This window comes from Oerskovia sp. NPDC060338 (assembly GCF_042726295.1).
Lineage (GTDB): Bacteria > Actinomycetota > Actinomycetes > Actinomycetales > Cellulomonadaceae > Oerskovia > Oerskovia merdavium.
The window spans coordinates 110,258-116,485 of the sequence record NZ_JBHXCQ010000011.1; the positions used below are offsets into that span (position 1 = coordinate 110,258).

The 6,228-nt window shown below is 72.7% G+C and carries 5 protein-coding genes; 1 reads left to right on the forward strand and 4 read right to left on the reverse strand.

Translation table 11 applies throughout. From position 1 onward, the window contains the following. Window positions 1-254: 254 nt before the first annotated feature. The 4 genes from whiA to uvrC are packed head-to-tail and all read right to left on the reverse strand — an operon-like array spanning window position 255 to window position 5,412. Window positions 255-1,235: a DNA-binding protein WhiA gene (whiA, locus tag ACFWGN_RS14605; protein ID WP_191805771.1), complete on the reverse strand. Its 981-nt coding sequence runs from the start codon at window positions 1,233-1,235 to the stop codon at window positions 255-257. Between the two features lie 60 nt (window positions 1,236-1,295). Further along, window positions 1,296-2,258: a uridine diphosphate-N-acetylglucosamine-binding protein YvcK gene (gene yvcK, locus ACFWGN_RS14610; protein ID WP_377617728.1), complete on the reverse strand. Its 963-nt coding sequence runs from the start codon at window positions 2,256-2,258 to the stop codon at window positions 1,296-1,298. 2 nt (window positions 2,259-2,260) lie between these two features. Continuing rightward, complete coding sequence (gene rapZ / locus ACFWGN_RS14615; protein WP_377617729.1) at window positions 2,261-3,199, reverse strand: RNase adapter RapZ; 939 nt, start codon at window positions 3,197-3,199, stop codon at window positions 2,261-2,263. A gap of 20 nt (window positions 3,200-3,219) precedes the next feature. Further along, window positions 3,220-5,412, reverse strand: coding sequence for an excinuclease ABC subunit UvrC (gene uvrC, locus ACFWGN_RS14620; protein ID WP_377617731.1), 2,193 nt, complete (start codon window positions 5,410-5,412; stop codon window positions 3,220-3,222). Window positions 5,413-5,520: 108 nt separating this feature from the next. Here uvrC and ACFWGN_RS14625 point away from each other — a divergent pair, with 108 nt between their 5' ends. After that, window positions 5,521-6,006 (forward strand): OsmC family protein, encoded by a 486-nt coding sequence (locus ACFWGN_RS14625; RefSeq protein WP_377617733.1) that lies wholly within the window; start codon window positions 5,521-5,523, stop codon window positions 6,004-6,006. The last annotated feature ends 222 nt before the right edge of the window (window positions 6,007-6,228 follow it).

Here is a 6,228-nt window from a genome sequence, read left to right on the forward strand (position 1 = left end):
ACCTCAGTGAAGGAGCACGTCTTTGTCACCTGACATCCCCGAGCCTATACCCAAAGCGGCCCGACACGTGACCTGAGACCTGATCTGAGACGACCTTGCACGAAGCGTGGGAACGTGATGGAGGCCCGAGACGCACGTCACACCAGCGTCATCACACCGCCCGGACCGCACTCCACGGCGTGCGAGGCGCTCGGCGCACGACGAGGGGCGCGCACCGTCCGGTGCGCGCCCCTCGTCCACCCACGGGTGGGTGCTCAGACGTCGAGCAGGTCCGGGCTCAGACCGGCCTCGGTGTCGGGGATGCCCAGCTCCGCAGCCCGCTTGTCCGCGGTCGAGAGGAGGCGTCGGATGCGGCCCGCGACGGCGTCCTTGGTCAACGGCGGCTCGGCCAGCTGACCCAGCTCCTCGAGCGACGCCTGCTTGTGCGCGAGGCGCAGCTCGCCGGCCTCGCGCAGGTGGTCGGGCAGGTCCGGTCCGAGGATCTCGAAGGCCCGCTCGACACGGGCCCCGGCCGCGACCGCCGCGCGTGCCGAGCGCCGCAGGTTGGCGTCGTCGAAGTTCGCGAGCCGGTTGGCCGTGCCACGCACCTCGCGCCGCTGGCGCCGCTCCTCCCAGACGACCACGGTCTCGTGGGCCCCCAGCCGCGTGAGCATCGCGCTGATGGCCTCGCCGTCGCGGATGACCACACGGTCCACCCCGCGGACCTCGCGCGCCTTGGCCGAGATGCCCAGGCGTCGGGCAGCGCCGACCAGGGCGAGGGCGGCCTCCGGCCCCGGGCACGTGACCTCGAGAGCGGACGAGCGCCCCGGCTCCGTCAGCGAACCGTGCGCGAGGAACGCGCCGCGCCACGCGGCCTCGGCCTCGCCGACCCCGGCCGACACCACCTGCGGCGGCAACCCGCGCACGGGCCGACCACGGTTGTCGAGCAGGCCCGTCTGACGCGCGAGCGACTCGCCGTCCTTGACGACCCGCACCACGTACCGGCTCCCCCGGCGCAAGCCGCCGGCCGAGACCACGATCAGCTCGCTCGTGTGCCCGTACACGTCGCTGATCGTCTGCCGGAGCCGACGCGCGGCGATCGCCGTGTCCAGCTCGGCCTCGATCACGATGCGACCGGAGATGATGTGCAACCCACCGGAGAATCGCAGCATGGCCGAGACCTCCGCCTTGCGGCAGGAGGTCTTGTCCACCTTGAGTCGCGCGAGCTCGTCCTTCACCTGTGCCGTCAACGCCATGGCGACATCCTCCCATCAACGGGCAACGATCGTGACCGCACTCCCCCACGCGGGCGACGGTCAGCGCGTCGTCGTCCCCACGTCGCCGAGGAACCCGTCGAAGACGTCCCGCAGAGCCGCGGCGAGGCGCAGCGCGTCGTGCCGCGGGGTCCCGTCGGAGCGCCCGACCTGACGGAGCAGGAGGCGTGCACCCATGCGCGCCGACTCGTCGGCCAGCAGCCCGATGTCCTCGACCGCGCTCGGGTCGGCGACCACGGCGTCGATCCGCAGCCCGGGCGCGTGCTTGTGCAGCGCCTCCAGGTGGTCGGTCGCCGTGAGGCCGTAGGTCTCGCCCGTGTCGCTCGAGAGGTTGAGCACGACGCAGCGGCGGGCCGCGGTCTCGTGCAGCGCGTGCGCGAGGTCGGGGACGAGCAGATGTGGCATGACCGACGAGTACCAGGAGCCCGGACCGAGGATCACCCAGTCCGCGGACCGCACGGCCTCCACGGCCTCGGGGCAGGCGGGCGGGTCGGGAGGGACCAGGCGCAGCTGCTCGATGCGTGCGTGCGTCACGGCGACCTGGCTCTGGCCCACGATCGTCGACAGCCCGTCCCCGGTGCGCACGTCCGCCTCGATGCCGAGCGGCACGGCGGCCATGGGCAGCACCCGGCCGCGGGCCCCGAGCAGCTTGCCCACCCAGTCGAGCCCTGCCACGGGGTCGTCCAGGAGCTCCCAGAGGGCCACGATGAGCAGATTCCCGACCGCGTGCTGGTCGAGGTCGCCGCTCGAGGAGAACCGGTGCTGCAGGACCGAGCTCCAGGTACGCCCCCACTCGGAGTCGTCGCACAGGGCCGCGAGCGCCATCCTGAGGTCGCCCGGCGGCAGCACGCCGAGCTCGGAACGCAGCCTCCCGGAGGAGCCACCGTCGTCCGCGACGGTCACGACCGCGGTGATGCGGTCCGTCATGAGCCGCAGCGAGGACAGCGTCGCCGACAGGCCGTGGCCTCCGCCGAGCGCCACGACCGCGGGGTTGCTGAGAGTCACGCCTACTCCTTGCCGAGGTCTCGGGCGGTCACCGTCACGCGCTGGCCCTGTGCCCGGAGCTTCTTGGCGAGCTCCTCCGAGACCGCGACCGAGCGGTGCTTGCCACCCGTGCAACCGACCGCGATGGTCACGTAGCGCTTCTCCTCGGCGAGGTAGCCGGACAGGACGGGCTCGAGCGCGCTCACGTACCGGTCGATGAACTCGAGGGCTCCCGGGCGCGCCAGGACGTAGTCGCGCACGGGCTTGTCGCGGCCGGTCAGGTGACGCAGCTCGGTGATCCAGTAGGGGTTCGCGAGGAACCGCATGTCGACGACGTGGTCCGCGTCGAGCGGGATCCCGTACTTGAAGCCGAACGAGACGATGTTGATCCGCAGCGCGTCCGGTGTGCCCTCGGCCACGGCTGCGCGGACCTCCCGCGCCAGGTCGTGGACGTTGAGGTCCGAGGTGTCGATGACGACGTCGGCGCGCTCCTCGACGCTCGCGACGAGGCGTCGCTCCTCGGCGATCCCGTCGAGGATCCGGCCCCCTCCCTGGAGGGGGTGCGGACGACGGACCTGCTCGTAGCGTCGGACGAGCACCTCGTCGGACGCGTCGAGGAACAGGATGCGGTAGAAGACGCCGGCGTCGCGCAGGTGCTTGAGGACGTCGAGCAGGTCGGTGAAGAACCCGCCGCCGCGGACGTCGACAACCGCGGCGATGCGCTGGACGCTCGACCCCGCGCGCGTCATCATGTCGACGAGCGGCACGAGCATCTTGGGTGGCATGTTGTCCACGACGTACCAGTCGAGGTCCTCGAGGACCGCGGCAGCACGCGTTCGCCCCGCCCCGGACATGCCCGTGATGACGAGGACCTCGGCGTCCGAGCGCTCGGGCGCCGGGGTGGTCGCCTCGATCGCGGGGATTCCCTGGGGGACGGTCGTCGGCGAGGGTTCGGTGCTCATGCTCCCAGCATGCCAGCCGGTCACGCGGGGACGGCCCCGCTCACGGTGGGGGGCGCCCCGGGCGTGTCCGCCCTGGACGATTCACCCGGCCCGACGGCGTCGCTCGCCGACGCGGTGTCGCTCACCGTGGTCGTGGTCGTGGCGGCGGGCGGGTCGTCGGTGCGTACGCCCGTCTCCTCGGGAGCGGGCGGGGCCGGCGGCTGGTCGGGGCCGAGCGCGGCGACCACGGCCGCGGCCGTCGCGGCCCCCATGCCGGGCACGGTCGCGATCTCCTCGGCGGACGCGGCCCGCAGCCGCTTGAGCGAGCCGAAGTGCGTGAGGAGGGCCTTCTTGCGAGCGGGCCCGAGACCGGGCACGTCGTCCAGGACCGAGACGGTCATGGCCTTGCCCCGCTTCTTGCGGTGGTAGGAGATCGCGAAGCGGTGCGCCTCGTCGCGGACGCGCTGGAGCAGGTAGAGGCCCTCGGAGCTGCGCTGCAGGATCACGGGGTAGTCCTCACCGGGCAGCCACACCTCCTCGAGGCGCTTCGCGAGCCCGCACAGCGCGACGTCGTCGATGCCGAGCTCGGCGAGCGCCCTGGCCGCGGCCGCGACCTGGGGCGGGCCGCCGTCGACCACCACGAGGTTCGGCGGGTAGGCGAAGCGTGCTGCGCGCCCGGCCGGGGCGTCGGCCCCGACCTCGCCCGACCGCGGGACGTACCCCGCGGCCTGGGCGTCCGCGTCCCGCGCGGTGTCGTCGTCGGCGCCCAGGTCCATCTCCACGTCGCTGGCCTGCGACCGGTCCGCGAGGTAGCGCTTGAAGCGGCGCGTGATGACCTCGTGCATCGCGGCCGTGTCGTCACGGGCGCCCAGGCCCTCGGGCCCACGGATCGCGAAGTGGCGGTACTCGCTCTTGCGCGCGAGCCCGTCCTCGAACACGACCATCGACGCGACCTGGTGGGTCCCCTGCGTCGTGGACACGTCGTAGCACTCGATGCGCAGCGGCGCGGTCTCGAGGCCCAGGGCCTCCTGGATCTCGCGGAGCGCCTGGCTGCGCGTCGTCAGGTCGCCCGCGCGGCGCGTGCGGTGCAGCGCGAGCGCGTGCTCGGCGTTCTTGTGCACCGTGGCGGCGAGCTCGCGCTTGTCTCCGCGCTGGGGCACGCGGACGTCGACCTTGGCGCCGCGCAGCCCGGTGAGCCAGGACACGACCTGCTCGGTGTCGGGCGGAAGGACCGGCACGAGCACCTCGCGGGGCACGATGCTCGACGACGGCGTCGAGGAGTCGCCCAAGGACTCGTCGACCGAACCGTAGACCTGCTGGAGGAGGTGCTCGACGAGCTCGGCGTCGGTCACGTCCTCGACCTTCTCGACGATCCAGCCGCGCTGACCGCGGATGCGCCCTCCACGCACGTGGAAGACCTGGACCGCAGCCTCGAGCTCGTCGCCGGCCAGGGCGAAGATGTCCGCGTCGGTCGCGTCGCCGAGCACCACGGCGTTCTTCTCCATGGCGCGCTCGAGCGCGAGGATGTCGTCACGCAGGCGCGCCGCCTGCTCGTACTCCATCGCGGCAGCGGCCTCCTTCATCTTCGCCTCGACCCGGCGGATGAACTTGGCCGTGTCACCGGCCATGAAGTCGCAGAAGTCCTCGGCGAGCGCGTGATGGTCCTCCGGGCTGATACGTCCCACGCAGGGTGCCGAGCACTTGTCGATGTAGCCGAGCAGGCACGGGCGTCCGGTCTGCCGCGCCCTCTTGAAGACGCCCGCGGAGCACGTGCGCACGGGAAAGACCCGCAGCAGCAGGTCGAGGGTCTCGCGGATCGCCCAGGCGTGCCCGTAGGGGCCGAAGTACCGGGTCCCGGGACGCTTGGCGCCACGCATGACCTGCGCCCGGGGGAACTGCTCGCCCAGGGTCACGGCCAGGTACGGGTAGGACTTGTCGTCCCGGTACTTGACGTTGAAGCGCGGGTCGAACTCCTTGATCCACGAGTACTCGAGCGCGAGCGCCTCGACCTCGGTCCCGACGACCGTCCACTCGACCGACGCGGCCGTGGTCACCATGGTCTGGGTCCGGTAGTGGAGGTTCGTGAGGTCCTGGAAGTAGCTCCCGAGACGCGCCCGCAGGTTCTTGGCCTTGCCCACGTAGATCACACGGCCGTGCTCGTCACGGAACCGGTAGACACCGGGCGACGTGGGGATCTCTCCCGGGGCGGGGCGGTACGAGGACGGATCTGCCATGTCCGTCAGCCTAGGTCAGCCCACCCACACCCCGGGTGACCTGCGACCGCACCCGCTCACCGTGACGCCCGTCACACGCCCGGGGCCTCGGGCCGCTAGGGTGACCGCATGGGCGCCCTTCACTCCTATGCCGCGACCGTCCGCTGGACCGGCGCAGGCCAGACCGGAACCACCACCTACACCGCGTACAGCCGTGACCACGAGATCGACCTCGCCGGCCGTCCGCTGCTGCCCGGGTCCGCCGACCCGGCGTTCCGGGGGGACCCCGGCCGGTACAGCCCCGAGGAGCTGTTCGTCGCGAGCCTCTCGCAGTGCCACATGCTGTGGTTCCTGCACCTCGCGTCGGCTGCGGGGATCGTCGTGCGCGAGTACTCGGACGAGGTCACCGGGACCATGCGGGTCGAGTCGGCGGGCGCAGGTCAGTTCACGGACGTCACGCTGCATCCGCACGTCGTCGTCGACGACGGCCCCGAGGTCACCGACGAGGCGGTCGCCGAGGTCCACCGCCGGGCCCACGACCACTGCTTCCTGGCCCGGTCCGTGAACTTCCCCGTGCTGCTCGAACCCGTTCCGCTGCGCACGCACGCGGCCTGACCGCCCACGGCGGGTCGCTGGGTACCCACGCGGTCCGGCCCCACCCACCGCCCGTACGACGCGACCTGCTTCGCGCCGTGCTGTCCGGCCGTCCACCCGGCAACCTGACCGCCGGGCCTTCCCGCCTACTCGCCGGCGTGGGGGCCCCCCCGGGGGGGGGGGGGGCCCCCCCGGGGGGGGGGGGGGGGGGCCCCCCGCGGCGGGCCCGCGAGGCCCCCCACC

Bases quoted from the DNA above. Each gene is read 5' to 3' on its own strand.
- whiA (WP_191805771.1), bottom strand. From the start codon at position 1,235: ATGGCGTTGACGGCACAGGTGAAGGACGAGCTCGCGCGACTCAAGGTG.
- ACFWGN_RS14625 (WP_377617733.1), top strand. From the start codon at position 5,521: ATGGGCGCCCTTCACTCCTATGCCGCGACCGTCCGCTGGACCGGCGCA.
- uvrC (WP_377617731.1), bottom strand. From the start codon at position 5,412: ATGGCAGATCCGTCCTCGTACCGCCCCGCCCCGGGAGAGATCCCCACG.
- rapZ (WP_377617729.1), bottom strand. From the start codon at position 3,199: ATGAGCACCGAACCCTCGCCGACGACCGTCCCCCAGGGAATCCCCGCG.